This is a genomic window from Streptomyces sp. NBC_01384, from assembly GCF_045040035.1.
Lineage (GTDB): Bacteria > Actinomycetota > Actinomycetes > Streptomycetales > Streptomycetaceae > Streptomyces.
Genome location: NZ_CP109559.1, coordinates 1873958 through 1891896 on the forward strand (window position 1 = coordinate 1873958; position 17939 = coordinate 1891896).

Annotated in this window: 15 protein-coding genes; 4 read left to right on the top strand and 11 right to left on the bottom strand. The window is 70.9% G+C overall.

The window, feature by feature from the left end; translation table 11 throughout:
- Nucleotides 1–229: 229 nt before the first annotated feature.
- Nucleotides 230–856, bottom strand: a complete 627-nt coding sequence (locus OG747_RS08420) for a TetR/AcrR family transcriptional regulator (protein ID WP_405878649.1) — start codon at nt 854–856, stop codon at nt 230–232.
- A 313-nt stretch (nt 857–1169) separates the two neighbouring features.
- Between OG747_RS08420 and OG747_RS08425 the strand changes: the two genes are divergently transcribed.
- From OG747_RS08425 to atzF, 4 genes are read left to right on the top strand one after another with little or no spacing between them, the layout of a single operon-like run.
- Nucleotides 1170–1994 (top strand): urea amidolyase associated protein UAAP1, encoded by an 825-nt coding sequence (locus OG747_RS08425; protein WP_405878650.1) that lies wholly within the window; start codon nt 1170–1172, stop codon nt 1992–1994.
- On the top strand, nt 1991–2608 hold the full coding sequence (locus OG747_RS08430) for an urea amidolyase associated protein UAAP2 (protein ID WP_405878651.1): 618 nt from the start codon (nt 1991–1993) through the stop codon (nt 2606–2608). The genes OG747_RS08425 and OG747_RS08430 overlap by 4 nt, the downstream gene beginning before the upstream one ends.
- Nucleotides 2605–6120 (top strand): 5-oxoprolinase/urea amidolyase family protein, encoded by a 3516-nt coding sequence (locus OG747_RS08435; protein WP_405878652.1) that lies wholly within the window; start codon nt 2605–2607, stop codon nt 6118–6120. Before OG747_RS08430 ends, OG747_RS08435 begins: the two co-directional genes overlap by 4 nt.
- Nucleotides 6121–6162: 42 nt before the next feature.
- Complete coding sequence (atzF, locus tag OG747_RS08440; RefSeq protein WP_405878653.1) at nt 6163–7821, top strand: allophanate hydrolase; 1659 nt, start codon at nt 6163–6165, stop codon at nt 7819–7821.
- Between the two features lie 261 nt (nt 7822–8082).
- Here atzF and OG747_RS08445 read toward each other — a convergent pair whose 3' ends face one another.
- The 10 genes from OG747_RS08445 to OG747_RS08490 all read right to left on the bottom strand — a co-directional run bounded on the left by OG747_RS08445 (nt 8083) and on the right by OG747_RS08490 (nt 17842).
- The gene (locus tag OG747_RS08445) at nt 8083–10944 is read right to left on the bottom strand and encodes a DEAD/DEAH box helicase (protein WP_405878654.1); all 2862 of its coding nucleotides are present in this window, start codon (nt 10942–10944) and stop codon (nt 8083–8085) included.
- 40 nt (nt 10945–10984) lie between these two features.
- On the bottom strand, nt 10985–11875 hold the full coding sequence (locus OG747_RS08450) for a diacylglycerol kinase (RefSeq protein WP_405878655.1): 891 nt from the start codon (nt 11873–11875) through the stop codon (nt 10985–10987).
- A 31-nt stretch (nt 11876–11906) separates the two neighbouring features.
- Nucleotides 11907–12851: a twin-arginine translocase subunit TatC gene (gene tatC, locus OG747_RS08455; protein WP_405878656.1), complete on the bottom strand. Its 945-nt coding sequence runs from the start codon at nt 12849–12851 to the stop codon at nt 11907–11909.
- A gap of 46 nt (nt 12852–12897) precedes the next feature.
- The gene (gene tatA, locus OG747_RS08460) at nt 12898–13194 is read right to left on the bottom strand and encodes a Sec-independent protein translocase subunit TatA (protein WP_405878657.1); all 297 of its coding nucleotides are present in this window, start codon (nt 13192–13194) and stop codon (nt 12898–12900) included.
- A 231-nt stretch (nt 13195–13425) separates the two neighbouring features.
- The gene (locus OG747_RS08465) at nt 13426–13599 is read right to left on the bottom strand and encodes a hypothetical protein (RefSeq protein ID WP_405878658.1); all 174 of its coding nucleotides are present in this window, start codon (nt 13597–13599) and stop codon (nt 13426–13428) included.
- Nucleotides 13600–13619: 20 nt separating this feature from the next.
- Complete coding sequence (locus OG747_RS08470; RefSeq protein ID WP_405885481.1) at nt 13620–13898, bottom strand: hypothetical protein; 279 nt, start codon at nt 13896–13898, stop codon at nt 13620–13622.
- Between the two features lie 141 nt (nt 13899–14039).
- Nucleotides 14040–15086 (bottom strand): helix-turn-helix transcriptional regulator, encoded by a 1047-nt coding sequence (locus OG747_RS08475; protein ID WP_405878659.1) that lies wholly within the window; start codon nt 15084–15086, stop codon nt 14040–14042.
- 17 nt (nt 15087–15103) lie between these two features.
- Nucleotides 15104–16081: a helix-turn-helix transcriptional regulator gene (locus OG747_RS08480; RefSeq protein ID WP_405878660.1), complete on the bottom strand. Its 978-nt coding sequence runs from the start codon at nt 16079–16081 to the stop codon at nt 15104–15106.
- A 309-nt stretch (nt 16082–16390) separates the two neighbouring features.
- A complete protein-coding gene (locus OG747_RS08485) occupies nt 16391–16762 on the bottom strand; it encodes an FKBP-type peptidyl-prolyl cis-trans isomerase (protein ID WP_405878661.1) in 372 nt (123 codons plus the stop codon).
- 69 nt (nt 16763–16831) lie between these two features.
- Nucleotides 16832–17842 (bottom strand): FKBP-type peptidyl-prolyl cis-trans isomerase, encoded by a 1011-nt coding sequence (locus OG747_RS08490; RefSeq protein ID WP_405878662.1) that lies wholly within the window; start codon nt 17840–17842, stop codon nt 16832–16834.
- Between the last annotated feature and the right edge of the window lie 97 nt (nt 17843–17939).

The window sequence follows — 17939 nt, forward strand, 5'->3', positions numbered from 1 at the left end:
ACCGAATCTTCGGAACTTTTGGGAACAAGCGCACGAATACACCTCAACTCGGTGTGCTGCGGGCGAGCTTAGTCCGACCGGATCATCGCCATGTCATATTCGGCAACCACCTGAAATCGCCCTTGCGGCAGGAGTACCGTCGTCCCCATTTACACGCCCAGGCTTCATTCGCACACGGCGTGTAACGACGTACGGGCATGCGAAAACCGCGCCCCCACAGGGCGGTACGTCAGATTCCGGCGATCCGCAGCGCCGCGTCGGCGGTGGCTTCGGCGAAAGCCGACACCGCCCGCTCGGGGTCGGACCGGTGCACGAGAATCACACCTTCGATGAGACCGAACAGCAGATCGGTCCGCAGGTCGAGTTCACTCTTGACGAGCGCGCCACCCGCGGCCGTCGCGGCCAGCAACTGCCGGTAGGCGTCCTTCAATTCGGCCCGTACGGCATGGAAGCCGGCGAAGCGCTCGGCGCGTACCTCGGGCAGCAGATACAGGCCGCCGAGGTTGTGCGGGCCGCCGCAGAGCAGCTCCACGTCGGTGCGGCACAACTCCCACAACCGGCCCTCAGGCGGGGTCGCGTCGTCCGCGAGGAGCTCCCGGGCAAAGGCCAGTGAGGGCGTGACCGTGGACTCCAGGAGCTCGGCGAGCAGCTCCTCCTTGCCGGAGACGTAGTGGTACATGGAGGCCTGGCGCATGCCGGCCCGCTCGGCGACGGCACGGGTGGTCGTCGCGGCGTACCCCCGCGTCGTGAACAACTCGGCGGCGGCGTCGAGCAGTTCATCGCGCGGCGACAGCCCACTGTCCGGCCGCTGCGCGGCCCGCGGCCGCCCGACCCGTCGCCCACCACCGGTACCCATACGTTCGATCCTCGCACACAGAGCACCTCACCCAGGCCGGGGGAACTGCGCGCCCGGCCACAACACAACCCGCACCGTCGAACCCGCAGCTCCAAACCCACAGCACACCCCCACCAGGGGCGCGGGGAACTGCGCGCTCAGCCACACGCAGCCCGCACCACCGAACCCGCGGAGCGCCCCGCACCGTCGAACCCGCGCAGCGCCCGGTGAGGGTTCAGTAACCGCACAGCAACACACGAGACACGGCCCGGACCCGCCCCACCCCTAATTTCTGTCGAGCGACAGAAATAACCCAGGAGCCGGAGGACTCGCGATGGCCACAGCGACCACATACGGAGCACGCGACCACGCCCGCGCCCAGGCGGGCTCCCGCACCGAGGCCATGCCCGTCGTCCCGGCCGGAGCCTGGCCGACGCCCCCCTGCGAGGCGGGCCACCTGGTGTGGGCGGAGACGGTGGAAGGCGGCAACTACACGCACAAGGTGCTGGCCCGCGGCACGGAGCTCAGGCTGACCGACCTCAGGGGCGACGCCTGCGCGCATCTCCTCCTGTACGCCGCCGACCGCCCCTGGGAGCGCCTGAACGTGGCGGACACGGTCAAGGTCCAGTGGAACGCCTACCTGGGCGAGGAGCAGCTGCTCCTCTCCGACCAGGGCCGCGTCCTCGCCTCGCTGGTCGCCGACACCTCCGGGCGGCACGACGCGCTGTGCGGCACCTCCACACTCGTACGGAACACACACCGCTACGGCGACGGGACCCCGCAGTCCGACTCCCCCGCCGGGCGCGAACTGTTCAAGCTGGCCGCCGCCAAGAACGGCCTGGAGGCACGCGATCTGCCGCCCTCGCTCTCCTTCTTCCAGGGCGTGGAGGTCCGCGACGACGGCTCGCTGGACTTCACCGGTTCGACGGGCCCGGGCGGCAGCGTGACGCTCCGCGCCGAGCAGGACGTCACCGTGCTCATCGCGAACGTGCCGCACCCCGCCGACCCCCGCACGGAGTACGTCAGCACTCCGCTGGAGGTCCTCGCCTGGCGCGCGGCGCCGACCGAGCCCGGCGACCCGCTGTGGGAGGCCACACCCGAGGGCCGCCGCGCCTTTCTGAACACCGCCGAATTCCTTGCCGCGAGGGGGATCGCATGACCGAGGCAACCGCGAAGAAGACCACCGTCCCGGCCCGCGCCGCCTGGTCGGCCGTCGTCCGTGCCGGTCAGACGCTCACCGTCACCGACCTGCACGGCAACCAGGCCGTCGACTTCCTGGTGTACGACGCCCACGACACGACCGTCCGCTACAGCGCGCCCGACACCATCCACGCGCAGGGCAACCTCTTCCTCACCACCGGCAGCGTGCTGATGTCCAACGAGCACACCCCCCTGATGACCGTGGTCGAGGACGAGGTCGGCCGGCACGACACGGTCGGCGGCGCCTGCTCCAAGGAGTCGAACACCCTGCGCTACGGCCATCACACCTGGTCGCAGCACGCCTGCGTGGACAACTTCCTCGCGGAGGGCGCCAAACACGGCCTCGGCAAGCGCGATCTCGTCTCGAACATCAACTGGTACATGAACGTGCCGGTCGAGAAGGACGGCACCCTCGGCATCGTCGACGGCATCTCGGCCCCGGGGCTCAAGCTGACGCTGCGCGCCGAGTGCGACGTCCTCGTACTGGTCTCCAACTGCCCGCAGATCAACAACCCCTGCAACGGCTTCGAGCCGACGGCGGTCGAGATGACGATCAGTGGGGCGGGCGCATGAGTTTCGACACCCTGCTGATCGCCAACCGGGGCGAGATCGCGGTGCGGATCATCCGCACCGCCCGCGAACTGGGCCTGCGTACGGTCGCCGTGTACTCCGACGCCGACCGCTGCGCCCCCCACGTCCGGCTCGCCGACGAGGCGGTACGGCTGGGGCCCGCGCCCGCCAAGGAGTCGTACCTCGACGCCGACCTGGTCCTGAAGGCGGCCAAGGACACCGGGGCCGGGGCGATCCACCCCGGGTACGGCTTCCTGTCCGAGGACGCGGCCTTCGCGCGGCGCTGCGAGGACGCCGGGATCGTGTTCGTGGGGCCGACGCCGGAGCAACTGGAGCTGTTCGGGGCGAAGCACACGGCGCGGGCGGCGGCCCAGGCCGCGGGGGTGCCGTTGGCGCCGGGGACGGGGCTGCTCCCCGGTCTTGCGGAGGCTTTGGAGGCGGCCGACCTCATCGGCTATCCCGTGATGCTCAAGGCCACCGGCGGTGGCGGCGGCATCGGTATGTCGGCATGTCGCTCCGCCGATGAACTGACCGAGGCCTGGGAACGGGTGCAGCGCGTCGCCGCAGCTTCCTTCTCCTTGGCCGGAGTCTTCCTGGAGCGGCTGGTGGAGCACGCCCGTCATGTCGAGGTGCAGGTCTTCGGCGACGGCCGCGGCCGTGTCGTCACCTTCGGCGACCGCGACTGCTCGCTCCAGCGCCGCAACCAGAAGGTGCTGGAGGAGGCCCCGGCACCGGGCCTGCCGTCCGCCGTCCGCGCTCGACTCGCCGCCTGTGCACGCGACTTGTGCGCCAGCGTCGGATACCGCTCGGCCGGCACGGTCGAGTTCGTGTACGACGCCGCGCGCGAGGAGGCGTACTTCCTGGAGGTCAACACCCGCCTCCAGGTGGAGCATCCGGTCACCGAGGAGATCTACGGCGTCGACCTCGTCGCCTGGATGCTGCGGCTCGCCCGTGGGGAGTCGGAGGTCGTACGGGACCCGGGGGCGCCGCGCGGTCACGCCGTCGAGGCCCGCGTCTACGCCGAGGACCCCTCGCGCGACCACCGGCCCAGCGCGGGACTGCTGACACGGGTCGAGTTCCCCGGCGGCGTCCGCGTGGACGGCTGGGTGGAGACGGGCACCGAGGTGACCACGTCGTACGACCCGATGCTCGCGAAGGTCATCGCGTACGGCCCGGACCGGGCGCACGCACTGGAGCGCCTCGACGAGGCACTGGCCAGGACCCGCGTGGACGGCATCGAGACGAACCTCGGGCTGGTGCGGGCCGCGCTCGCCGAACCGTCCTTCCGGCGGGCGACGCACTCGACGGCGACGCTGGCCGGCGTCACCGATCCCACCCGGCGCATCGAGGTCGTGTCCGGCGGGACGCTCACCACGGTCCAGGACTGGCCGGGCCGCACCGGCTACTGGCAGGTGGGTGTGCCGCCGTGCGGCCCGATGGACGACCTGTCCTTCCGGCTCGGCAACCACGCCCTCGGCAACCACGAGGGGGCACCGGGTCTGGAGTGCACCCTCCAGGGGCCGACCCTGCGCTTCACACACGCCACGACGGTCTGCGTCACGGGCGCTCCGGCACCGGTCACCGTGGACGGCACGGCGGTCGCTCAGTGGGAGCCGGTGACGGTGCCCGCGGGGGCCGTACTGGAGGTCGGCGCGCCCACCGCACACGGCTTGCGCACCTACGTACTGTTCGCGGGCGGGGGCCTGGACGTACCGGCGTTCCTCGGCAGCGCGTCCACCTTCACGCTGGGCCGGTTCGGCGGCCACGGCGGCCGGACGCTGCGCACGGGCGACGTACTGCGCGGCGGCTCGGCCACGGATCACGGGGCGCCGGTGCCCTTCGGCGACCGCCCCGCGTTCGCGTCCACATGGCAGGTCGGCGCGCTCGAAGGCCCGCACGCCGCGCCGGAGTTCTTCACCGAGGACGACATCCACGACTTCTACGCCGCCGACTGGAAGGTGCACTTCAACTCGGCGCGCACGGGTGTACGGCTGGTCGGCCCGAAGCCCCGCTGGGCGCGCACCGACGGCGGCGAGGCGGGCCTGCACCCGTCCAACATCCACGACACGCCGTACTCGGTCGGCGCCGTCGACTACACCGGCGACATGCCGGTGCTGCTCGGTCCGGACGGTCCCTCGCTCGGCGGTTTCGTCTGCCCGGCGACGGTCGTCAGCACGGAGCGCTGGAAACTCGGCCAGTTCCGCCCCGGTGACACCGTGCGCTTCGCCCCGCTCGCCGACGACGGCTCCGAGCGGCCCGCGATCGTCGACGGCGGGGTACTCGCACGGGACGGCGACGTGACGTACCGCCGCAGCGGCGACGACAACCTGCTGGTCGAGTTCGGTCCCATGCAACTGGACCTGGCCCTGCGCATGCGCGTCCACGCGCTGATGGAGGCCGTGGCCGAGGCGGGCCTCGACGGCGTCACGGACCTGACCCCCGGCATCCGTTCGCTGCAGATCCAGACGGACCCGCGCAGGCTCCCGCAGCGCGAACTCCTCACCATGGTGCGGGAGATAACCCGAACCCTCCCGCCCAGCGACCAACTGGTGGTCCCCTCCCGCACGGTCCACCTCCCCCTCTCCTGGGACGACCCGGCGACCCGCGAGGCGATCGCCCGCTACATGGCGGGCGTCCGCGACGACGCGCCCTGGTGCCCGTGGAACATCGAGTTCATCCGCCGCGTGAACGGCCTGGACTCGGTGGACGACGTGTACCGCACGGTGTTCGATGCGGAGTACCTCGTCCTGGGCCTGGGCGACGTCTACCTGGGCGCACCGGTGGCGACACCGCTGGACCCGCGCCACCGCCTGGTGACCACCAAGTACAACCCGGCACGCACCTGGACCGCCGAGAACTCGGTCGGCATCGGCGGCGCCTACCTCTGCATCTACGGCATGGAGGGCCCCGGCGGCTACCAGTTCGTCGGCCGTACGACCCAGGTGTGGTCCGGGTGGCAACAGCGCGGCGCGTTCGAACCGGGCTCGCCCTGGCTGCTGCGCTTCTTCGACCGCATCAAGTGGTACGCCGTCGAGCCCGACGAGCTCCTCGACCTGCGCGCCGACATCGTCTCGGGCCGTTTCGTCCCCCGGATCGAGGAGGGCGTCTTCTCGCTCGCCGAGTACAAGGCCTTCCTCGCCGCCGACTCCGAGTCCATCGCGGAGTTCCGGGCCCGGCAGCGCGCCGCGTTCTCCGCCGAGCGGGATGCCTGGGAAGCGGCGGGCGAGTTCGCTCGCGCGGACGCCGCCTCCGCGCCCGCGGCTCCCGCCGCCGAGGTGACGGTCCCCGCGGGCGGCCGTCTGATCGAGGCCGAGTTCGCGGCTTCCGTGTGGCAGCTGAACGTCGAACCGGGCGACCGGGTGACGACCGGCCAGCCCCTGCTGGCGTTGGAGGCGATGAAGATGGAGTCCCGCGTACCCGCTCCGATGGACGGAGTGGTGGCAGAGATCCTCACCAAGCCGGGCGCCCAGGTGGAAGCGGGCACGGCACTGGTGGTCCTCGCACCCGCCACCTGAAAGCAAGCGTGTGGTCCGTGCCCGAAGAACCAGGAGCAACCCATGTCCGTCCTGACCCGAGTCCGCATGGCCTACGCCCGCATCGAGGCAGTCGACCGCCCCGAGATCTGGATCGACCTGCGCCCCCAGGCAGAGGCCGAGAAGGAAGCCCAGGCCATCGACGCACGAGTCGCCGCAGGCGAACACCTCCCCCTCGCCGGCAAGCTCCTCGCCGCGAAGGGCAACATCGACGTGGGGGGCCTCCGGACCACCGCCGGCTGCCCGGCCTACGCCTACACCCCCAAGGACGACGCCCCCGCGGTCGCCCGCCTCCGCGCGGCCGGCGCACTGCTCCTCGGCACCACGAACCTGGACCAGTTCGCCACGGGCCTGGTCGGCACCCGCTCCCCGCACGGCGCCGTACGGAACGCCCTGGACCCGGCCAGAATCAGCGGCGGCTCCAGTTCGGGATCGGCCGTGGCCGTAGCCCTCGGCCTCGTCGACCTCGCCCTCGGCACCGACACGGCCGGCTCCGGCCGCGTCCCCGCCGCCTTCAACGGCATCGTCGGCCTGAAGCCCACCCGCGGCCTGGTCCCGACCACCGGTGTCGTCCCCGCCTGCGCCTCGCTCGACTGCGTGACCGTCTTCGCCCGTACGCTCCCGGAGGCCGAGCAGGCCCTCGCGTACATGGCGTCCCCGTCCGGACGCGAACTCCCCGCACTCCCCCAGCGCGCCCCCGGCCCGTGGCGCGTCGCCGTCCCCCCGACGGCACAGCTCGGCGAACTGGACGAGGGCTGGGCGGAGGCGTACGAGGCCGCCGTGGCCCAACTCGTCACGGCCGGGGCCGAGGTACGCACCCTCGACCTCGCCCCGTTCACCGAGGCGGCGGCCATGCTCTACGAGGGTGCGTTCGTCGCCGAGCGCTACACGGCGGTGGGGAGTTTCGTCGACAAGTTGATCGCCGAAGGAGGTGCGGGTCTCGACCCGACCGTCGCCGGGATCATCACCCGCGCCCGGGACATCCCGGCCCACCAGCTCTTCGCCGACCAGGACCGCCTGGCCGCCCTGCGCACCCGGGCGCTCGCCGAACTCGGCGACACGGACGCCCTGTTGCTGCCGACCGCGCCCGGCCACCCCACGCTCGCGGAGGTCGCCGCCGACCCGCTGGGCGCCAATGCCCGCCTGGGCCGCTTCACCAACTCCACGAACCTCTTCGACCTGGCGGCCGTCGCCGTCCCCGCCGGCCTCACCCCCGCCGGTCTCCCCTTCGGCGTCATGCTCATCGGCCCGGCGTTCACCGACGAACGCCTCGCCCGCATCGCCGCGCTGCTCCGGCCGTGGCTGAGCATCGCCGTGGTCGGCGCCCACCTGTCCGGCCAGCCGCTGAACCACCAGCTCCTGTCCCTGGGCGCCGAGTGGGAACGTACGACCACGACGGCACCCACCTACCGGCTGCACGCACTCTCCACCACTCCGCCCAAGCCGGGCCTCGTCCACACGGACGCGGGCGGTGCCGCCGTCGAGACGGAGGTGTGGCGGCTGCCCGCCGAAGGCCTCGGACGCCTGCTCGCCGAGCTGCCCCGGCCGATGGCACTGGGCCGGATCGCACTGGCCGACGGCACCCACGTACCCGGCTTCCTGTGCGAGCCCGGCGCCCTCGAAGGCACCGAGGACATCACGGAGTACGGCGGCTGGCGCGGCTACCTCCAGGCACACGCCTGAGCCCGACCGGGTTCACGGGTTCCGTGACGCCGTCCAGGCCGGCCACCACCTGGTGGGCGCCCGGGATGAAACACGGCGGCCCGCTCCCCCACCACGCCACCGCGCCACCGCGCGCGGCGGAGCGCACCACGACCCCGGCGAGATCGAACCCGAGCACGGTCCCGGGTTCACCTCCGGCACCGCGCCGAGCCGCGGATACGCGGGCGGCGGTGCGCCGCCCCCCGGCAGGGAGGCGGCGCACCACGAACGACCGGGCTCGGCTCAGCCCACCGACGAGTAGGCGACCACCCCGCGCAGCAAGCCCTCGACCGCCTTGCGCGCGTTCTTCGCGACCGTCGAGCCCCCGCCTCCGGAGACGGGCGCGGCGGCCGAGATCTGGCCCAGGACGTCGATGACCTGCTTGCACCAGCGGACGAAGTCACCGGCCGGCATCTCCGCCTCGCGCAGCACCTCGTCGAGGCCCTTGCCGGACGCCCACTCGTAGGCCGCCCAGGCGAAGCCGAGGTCCGGCTCACGCTGGCCGACGCCCTCGGTCTGGGTGATCCGGAAGTCCTCCTCCAGGGCGTCGAGGCGGCCCCAGATGCGGACCATCTCGCCGAGCGCGGCCTTGGCCTTTCCGGACGGCAGCTTCGGCGCCATGGCGTCGTCGCCGACCCGGGACTCGTACACCAACGCCGAGACACAGGCGGCGAGTTCGGCCGGGTCGAGTCCTTCCCAGACTCCGGCGCGCAGGCATTCGCTGGCCAGCAGATCGAGTTCGCCGTACAGCCGGGCGAGCCGTCTGCCGTGCTCGGTGGCCTCGTCACCGCGCAGATAGTCCAACTCCGTGAGGAGGGCGACGATCCGGTCGAAGGTGCGGGCGATGGTGTTCGTCCGGCCCTCGATGCGGTTCTCCAGCTGCCGGGTGTCACGCAGCAGCCGGTGGTAGCGCTCGGCCCAACGGGCGTGGTCCTCACGGTCGTTGCACCCGTGACAGGGGTGGGCGCGGATCGCGGTGCGCAACCGGGCGATCTCGCGGTCGTCGGCCGCCTCGGACCGCCTCTTGCGCAGCCGGTCGGGGACGATGTGCCCGGCCTTGGTACGCAGGGCGGAGGCGAGGTCGCGACGGGACTGCGGGGAGCGCGGGTTGAAGGACTTCGGGATACGCATCCGCTCCAGCGCCTCGACCGGCACCGGGAAGTCCATCGAGGCCAGCCGCTTCACCTGGCGCTCGGCGGTGAGGACCAGCGGGCGCGGGCCGTCGTGGTGCTCGAAGCCGCGGTGGCCGTTGGACCGGCCCGCGGGCAGCCCCGGGTCGAGGACCAGCGCCAGGCCCGCGAACTTGCCGGTCGGGACATGGATGATGTCGCCGGGCTTGAGCTTCTCCAGCGCGACGGCCGCCTCGGCGCGCCGCTGCGCCGCACCCTGCTTGGCGAGGTCGGTCTCGCGGTCCTTGAGTTCGCGGCGCAGCCGCGCGTACTCCTCGAAGTCCCCGAGGTGGCAGGTCATGGACTCCTTGTAGCCCTCGAGCCCCTCCTCGTTGCGCTGCACCTGCCGGGAGATCCCGACGACCGACTTGTCGGCCTGGAACTGCGCGAAGGAGGTCTCCAGGAGCTCGCGCGAGCGGTGCCGGCCGAACTGCTCGACCAGGTTGACCGCCATGTTGTACGACGGCTTGAAGCTGGAGCGCAGCGGGTAGGTGCGTGTGCCCGCGAGTCCCGCCAGATGGTCGGGGCTGAAGCCACGCTGCCACAGCACGACGGCATGGCCTTCGACGTCGATGCCGCGGCGCCCCGCACGACCGGTGAGCTGGGTGTACTCGCCGGGTGTGATGTCGGCGTGCTGCTCGCCGTTCCACTTGACGAGCTTCTCCAACACCACCGAGCGGGCGGGCATGTTGATGCCGAGCGCCAGGGTCTCGGTGGCGAACACGGCCTTCACCAGGCCGCGTACGAAGAGCTCCTCGACGACCTCCTTGAACGTCGGCAGCATGCCCGCGTGGTGGGCCGCGATGCCGCGCTCCAGGCCCTCCAGCCACTCGTAGTAGCCCAGGACGTGCAGGTCCTCGGACGGGATGGAGGCCGTGCGCTCCTCGACGATCTCGCGGACCTTCACGCGCGCCTCGTCGTCGTTCAGCCTCAGCCCCGCGTACAGGCACTGCTGGACGGCGGCCTCGCAGGCGGCACGGCTGAAAATGAACGTGATGGCGGGCAGCAGGCCCTCGGCGTCGAGGCGTTCGATGACCTCGGGCCGGCCCGGCGTCCAGATCCGCGAGCGCTGTCGGCGCTCGCGCTCCCGGTCGGCCTCGCGCAGGGCGCGGCCGCGTCTGCGGTCCTGGAACGAGGGGCGGCTGGCCTCCATGCGGGCCAGGCGCGTGAGGTCGGGGTTGACCGCCTTCTTGTTGCCCTCGCCCTCCTCGAAGAGGTCGTACATCCGGCGCCCGGCCAGCACGTGCTGGAACAGCGGCACGGGCCGGTGCTCGGAGACGATCACCTCGGTGTCGCCGCGCACGGTGTCCAGCCAGTCGCCGAACTCCTCCGCGTTCGACACGGTCGCCGAGAGTGACACCAGCGTCACCGACTCGGGGAGGTGGATGATCACTTCCTCCCAGACGGCGCCGCGGAAGCGGTCGGAGAGGTAGTGCACCTCGTCCATGACCACATGGCCGAGGCCGAGGAGGGTCTGGGAGCCCGCGTAGAGCATGTTGCGCAGCACCTCGGTGGTCATGACGACCACCGGGGCCTCGGAGTTGACGCTGTTGTCGCCGGTGAGCAGGCCGACCTTGTCCGCGCCGTAGCGGCGGCACAGATCGGCGTACTTCTGGTTCGAGAGCGCCTTGATCGGCGTGGTGTAGAAACACTTCTTGCCCTGCTGGAGGGCGAGGTGGACGGCGAACTCGCCGACGACCGTCTTGCCCGAGCCGGTGGGCGCGGCCACGAGCACACCCTTGCCCGCCTCGAGCGCCTGGCAGGCCTCGATCTGGTAGGGGTCGAGGCCGAAGTCGTACATCTCGCGGAAGGAGGCGAGCGCGGTGGCCTGCTCGACAGCGCGCTTCCGTGCTGCCGCATACCGCTCGGCCGGTGAGAGGTCCTCTGTCATCGTGCTTTCGAGACTACCGGCAGCCACTGACAACATGACGATCAATATCCGGATCTGTTTGTCTCAAACCCCGGATCCCCGCAGCTCAGGGAATTGCCACGCGCACCGCCGCGGGCACGCACTCCGCGGTGAGCGGCAGCGGCCCGAGCGGCTCCCCGTCCGCGTACCCGGTGACACCCTCGGCGACGAGCTCGACCTTGGCGGCCCGGTACACGGTGACCACGGAGTGGTCGAGGTGGGTGCCCCGGTAGACCTTGGGGAACACCTTGAGCAGCGTCGTACGGCTGCACTCCCCGACGACCGTGACGTCGAACAGCCCGTCCCCCAGGTCGGCGCCCGCGCAGATCCTCATCCCGCCGCCGTACGACGATCCGTTGCCGACCGCGACGAGGGTCGCGCCGATCTCCCGGACCTCGCCGTCGTCCAGGGTCATCCGGTACGGGAGGGGCTCGAGAGCGGCCAGTTCGGCGAGCATGGCGAGGTCGTACTTGAAACGGCCGACCGGCCACCGCATACGATTGCCGCGATCATTGACCCGGGAGTCGAAGCCGGAGGCGAGGACGCCGCCGAACCAGGTGCCGTTCACCCGGCCCAGGTCGACGTCGCGCAGCCGCGCCCCCTTGAGGGCCTCGGCGATCAGCCGTCCCGCGGCCGCCGGGTCACGCACCGGAAGTCCGAGGGTGCGGGCGAAGTCGTTCCCGGTACCGGCGGCGACCAGGCCGAGCGGGGTGCGGGTGCCGGCGACGGCCTGGAGGGCGAGGTTCGCCATGCCGTCGCCCCCGACGGCTATCAGCGCGCCGGTGCCGCCCTCGACGGCCGCACGCGCGCGCGTGAGGGCGTCCTCGGCGTTCTCCCCGAGGACCGTACGGACGGAGAATCCCGCCTGCCGCAATGCGAAAGCGGCCGGCTGCGCCGCGTGGGCGCCCCGGCCGCGTCCCGCGGTGGGGTTGACGAAGAGGGTGATCTCGCTGGTCACGGCCCTGACCCTACGAGATCTCCGGGCTTCGTCAGGTCACGTCGTCATAACCGTTGACCCGGTCCGTGCCCGACTGCTCGGGCAGCGCGCGGTGCGCCGACACGCTCTCGACCTCGCCGATGTCCTCAGGCGTGAGGTCCAGGTCGGAGGCCTCGTCGTCAGCCGGCCCCTCGGTCTCGCGGCGCCGCTTGCGCCGGTCGTTGAGCAACGCGATGGCCACGCCGATGAAGTAGAGCCCCCAGATCGGCGCCGCCAGCGCCAGCATCGTCATCGGGTCGGGACTCGGCGTGGCCACGGCCGCGAAGGCGGTGATACCGACGACCATGCCGCGCCACCAGCCCAGCATGCGCCGTCCGGACAGAATGCCGGTGAGGTTGAGCATGACCAGCAGCAACGGCATCTCGAAGGCGAGGCCGAAAACGACGACCATGCGGGTGACCAGGTCGAGCAGGTCGTCCAGAGGCAACAGGTTCTCAGCACCGCTGGGTGTGAGGCCGATCATCACCTTCGCCGTGGTGGGCAGCACGTGGAACGCGAGGTAGCCGCCGCCGAGAAAGAGCGGGAAGCCGAAGCCGACGAAGGCGTAGGCGTACTTCTTCTCGTTGCGGTGCAGGCCCGGCGCGACGAACGCCCACAACTGGTAGAGCCAGACCGGCGCCGCAAGCACGACACCGGCCATCAAAGCGACCTTCAGGGCCAGGGTGAACGGCGCCAGCAGGCCACTGACGGTGATGTGCGCGCAGTGGGCGTTCTTGGCCTTGGCCAGCTCCCCGAAGGACTGGCGGCAGCCGATCTCGTCGAGCATCGGCTGGGTGACGAAGTTGATGATGTCCCTGTAGAAGAAGGCCGCGACAATCGTGACGGCAAGGATCGCCAGAACACCCTTCGCGAGCCGGTTACGCAGCTCACGCAAGTGATCCGCGAGCGGCATCCGCCCCTCGGGATCCCTCTCCTTCTTGCGGGCAGACTCGAGCAACCCACATCCTCATCTCGTGCGGCAGGCCGGGGCGTCCGGCCTTGCGTCAGCGCTGGGTGGTGTCCGTCGGCTCGTTGACCGGGCGGGAGCTGGTCACGTCGCCTGGGGCGGCCTGGATCGTGCGCTGAGCCGGAGCGGGCTCCTCGGTGGACTGGGCGGTGGCGGTGTCGGTGTCGGCGGACTGCTTGCCGTCGTCCTTCATCGCCTTCGCCTCGCTCTTCAGGATGCGAGCAGATTTGCCGAGCGAGCGCGCCATGTCCGGGAGCTTCTTGGAACCGAACACGAGGAGGATCACCAGAACGAAGAGCAGCAGGTGCCACGGCTCAAGTCCGTTGCGGAACATAAGTTCTCACCTTCTCACCGAGGCGGGCGGCTGGGCATGTTCGGACGGTCGGACATGCGTTTGACCGTCGTGCAGCGATCGTAACGCCCCGAGATGAACGTGGGACAAGCCCGGTGCGTATTTCCTGCTCTGCGGACCGCGCCTCGTTCTCCGGGCCGCGATCAGCAGCGTACCTGCCCCCACTGGCAAGGTGACAGGGCGAAGTGGCCCAAAGCGCATCACAGAGGAAACTCACAGGGTGTCCACCGCCCGTTCCAGATCCTCGGCCGCCCTGTTGATACGGCGCGCCGAGTCCGCGACCTGCGCTCCCAGGCGCCGCGCCTCCAGGAAGATCCGGACGGCGAGCACACCGAGGACGGCGAGACCCACGAAACCCACAGCTACCGCGAACATCGGCCAGTACATGACGCCGAGCCTAGCCCCAGTCAAACCGTGGAGTGCAGCCTCAGCGTCCTGACCCCGCCCCCGATCAGCAGCTCGACGATGCGTTCACCCGCGGGCTTGCGGACGGTGCCCCCGCAGTCCGGGCAGGTGAAGGAGTAGAAGGTCGTACGGCTGGTGGCGCCGATGGCGAGCCGCAGGGCGCTCGCGGAGAGTTCGAAGCGGCCCCGGCAGTCCGGGCAGCCGGCCCGGAACACCACAGGGACCACTCTCTTCATCCCCGTGAACGCTGCCGCGACCGTCATTTCCCTCGCACCGGACATCGGAGACTCGCTCAAAGCCCTCGCTCCTCTTGTTCTGGTCGTTCGCCTCCGGGACGCCACAGCCGCCGTCGCGTGGCGACCGTGCTCAGCCTTTCGGACCTTGGCGCGCTCGCCCCGCGGCACCGGCGCGGCCCCCGCGGCTCACTCCCGCTTGTCGTACTGCCCGTCCTGAACGCCGTGCGCCTCATGGGCACCCCGCGGTGCGTCCTGCGCCGCCTCGATCCCGTCGTACGCGGCCAGCGCCTCGCGGGCCGCGTGACGCGCGCTGTCGGCGAGCTCGGGCGGCGAGACGATCCGGCCGTCACGGCCCAGGCGCAGCGCCAGCCGTCTGAGCGATGCCGGGTCGGGCGTGCGCAGGGTAATACGCAGCCCGCCATCGGGAAGCTCATCCGCGCTGTCGTGCGGGTAGTACTCCGCGACCCAGCGGCCCCCCGGGCCGACCTCGACCACGACCTCCGGGTCCTCGGCGGCCGGCTGCACCAGGCCCTCCGACAGGTCCCGCAGCTCGACCTCCGGCGGCGCGGACGGCTCGTCGAGGATCTGGATCTCGGCGACCCGGTCGAGCCGGAAGGTGCGGCGCGCCTCGGATCGGCGGCACCAGGCCTCCACATAGGTGTGCCCGACGCTGACCAGGCGGATCGGGTCGATCTCGCGCTCGGTGAGCTCGTCCCGCGAGGGTGAGTAGTAGCGGATCCACAGCCGGCGCCGCTCGGAGATCGCCCGGTCGACGTCCGCGAAGACCCCGCCCTCGGACTCGAAGGTCACCGAGAGCCGGGAGCTGGCGCCCGCTGCCTCGCCCGAAGCGGCCTCCACCTTGGCGGTGGCGCGCAGCAGCGCCTGCCGGTCGCCCTCGCGCAGCCCGGGCAGCGTGGACACCGCGCGGGCGGCCACCAGCAGCGCGGTCGCCTCGTCGGCGGCGATACGCAGCGGCTCCGCCACATCGTCCGGGTTGTGCCACCAGATCCGGTCGCCGTCGGTGTCGATGTCCAGCAGATCCCCGCCGCGGAAGCTGGTCCCGCACAGCGGCAGTACGTCGAGGTCGGAGATCAGCTCGTCCTCGGTGATCCCGAAGGCGCGGGCGACGTCACCGACGTGCGCGCCGGGGCGCTCGCGCAGATAGGTCACCAGCGAGAGCATCCGCCGGGTCTGGTCGATCGCGTTCGTGGGCCTGACCGGTTTTCCTGCCACGTTCTCTACGTTCCCCCTCAGCCCTTGGCCACAGCGCGCAGCCGGTCCACTACATCGGCCCGCAGCTCTGCGGGCTCCAGGACCACCACGTCGGGCCCGAACTCGACGAGCCAGGCGTCCAGGCCGTGCCCGTACGGAATCTCCAACTCGTCCCAGCCGTCGCCCAGTTCCCGTACGGAGACGGCCTTGGCGCGCAGCGGGTAGCCGGAGCCGGTGCGCAGCCGGATCCGTGCGGAGCGGTCGGCGATCTCGCCCGCCCAGCCCGCGACCGTCTCGCGCACGGTGACGACATCGGGCACCTCGGCGGTGTAGCGCCCGGCGCGGGAGCGGACCTTGCCGGTGATCCTGGAGAGCCGGAAGACCCGCTCGGCGCCGCGGTCGCGGTCCCAGCCCGCCAGGTACCAGTGGCCGCGCCAGCACTCCAGCGCCCATGGCTCGACCTGCCGGGTCTCGGGGTGTGCGGCGGTGGCCTTGCGGTAGTCGAAGACGACCGGGCGGCGGTCGCGGCAGGCTAGCATCAGGGGCTCGAAGGCCGCCTCGTGCACGGGGATGTGCGGTTCGAGGGCGCCGTGGGCCTCGTAGGGGTCGACGTCCTCGGGAAGGCCCGCGGCGCGCAGCTTCTGCAGCGCACCGCTCGCCGCGCCGGCCAGCCGGGCCTGCTGCCAGACCTTGGCGGCGAGGCCGAGGGCGGCGGCCTCCTCGGCGTCGAGGGTGATGGGCGGCAGGCGGTTGCTGTCGCGGCGGGCGAGGTAGCCGACCTCGCCGTCGAGGTTCTCCACCGTCTCGATGACCAGGCCCAGCTCGCGCAGATCGTCCTTGTCGCGCTCGAACATCCGGTTGAAGGAGTCGTCCGACCCGGCCGCGCCCGTGCCCGGCCTGAAGGCCTCGACATACGCCTCGATGGAATCGCGGAGTTCGCGCTTGCTGAGCGGCCGCCGCGTCCCGAGCAGACACAGCGCGAGGTTCATCAGCCGCTCGGCCTTGGCAATGGCCATCGACGCCCTTCCCTATGGTGCTTCCGACCGATGACCGTACCGCTCCGAAGTGCCGTGACAAAAGCCGAGGGCCCATGCCCGGGCAGGCATGGACCCCAGATGATCAACTCCGGTCGATCCCGATCACGCGACGCACGAAGATCGGCCCACGACATGATCAACAAACCTGCGGCACATCTCCCTGCCCGGCCACCGGGCGAGGCCGGCAACAGGCCCCGTGACCGCCCGGCCGGGCGGTCGCCGTGGCCGTCGGGTCGGGAACCGATCCCTCTGGTCACCCGACCAGGAACCGGTCCCCGACAGCCGACGTCAGACCGCGACCAGGTCGCAGACGAAGATCAGCGTCTCGCCGGGGGCGATCCGGCCACCGGCGCCGCGGTCGCCATAGGCGAGGTGCGCCGGGATGATCAGCTGGCGGCGGCCGCCGACCTTCATGCCCTGCACACCCTGGTCCCAGCCGCTGATGACCTGGCCGACGCCGAGCTGGAACTGCAGCGGGGTGCCGCGGTTCCAGGAGGCGTCGAACTCCTCGCCGGTGGAGAAGGCCACGCCCACGTAGTGGACCTTGACGAAGTCGCCGGCCTTGGCGACCGGGCCGTCGCCCTCCCAGATGTCCTTGATCTCGAGGTCCGCCGGGGGCTCGCCGCCCGGGAAGTCGATCTCGGGCTTCTCGATGCTCACGTCTCTCGCTCCTGCTTGTTCGCGTAAAGGCCTTAAGGCAACACCGACACTCTCACATCCCCGCAGGCGTTACATCTTCGCCAGGATGTCCACCGAGAAGACGAGAGTGGAGCCCTTCTTGATCTTGCCACCGCTCGGCGGGTTGTCACCGTAGGCGAGCTTCGGCGGGACGACGATGAGGACGCGGCTGCCGACCTTCTTACCCGTCAGCCCTTCGCCCAGGCCCTTGATGACCGTCTGCATCTGCTGCAGCGAGAACTGGGCCAGCCGCCCCTGGGTGTACGTGGACTCGAACTCCGCGCCGCTGTCCCAGACCACGCCCTTGAACTGCACGAGGACGGCCGAGTCCGCCTTGACCTCGGCACCGTCCCCCTCCAGCACATAGTCCGACACGAGCTTCGTGGGAGCGGCGGACTTCGGTACGTCGACGGAGGGGGCCTTGCCATCGGTGTTGGTGCCGACCTTCGGCAGAGCGGCGTCGCTCTGCGCGACCGCCTTGCCCTTGACCGAGCTCTTGGAGTTGAAGGTGTCCTGGATGTCGATGACGAACACCAGCGTGTCGGTGCCCTTGATGCCCGCCTGCGTGTTCCCCGATGTGCCGTAGCCCCAGAGCGGCGGCACGGCCATCAGAACCCGGCTGCCGACCTTCTTGCCCGCCAGAGCGTAGCGCCAGCCGTCGATGATGCTGCCTTGGGCGAGCTGGATGAGCAGCGGCGTCTTACGGTCGTAGGAGTTGTCGAAGACCTTCGCCGTCGACCAGATCTGGCCGAGGTAGTTCGCCTGGATGAAGTCGTTCTCCGCCACCGTCTGGCCGCCGCCCGCGATGACCGTCTTGACCGCCAGGTCCTTCGACGGGTCACCGTTGCCCTTGGCCACGGTCGGCTTCTCGTCGAACTTCGTCCCGGCCGTGATGGCCGGCAGCGGACCCTCGACGATCTTCGGCGGCGGAACCGTCGAGGCGGAGGCCGAAGGGGACGGGCTGCTGCTGGACTTGGCCTTGTCCGACTTGTTGTCGTCACCGCATCCGGCGAGAGTGACCAGTCCGGCGGGTACGGCGATGAGAAGTGAGCGTCGGCGCACGGTGAGGGCCTCGTATCGATCGATCTTGGTTGATGGCGTGCGCGCAACTCTACGACGTGAGAAGGGCGCCGTACGGAAAACGTACGACGCCCCGCGT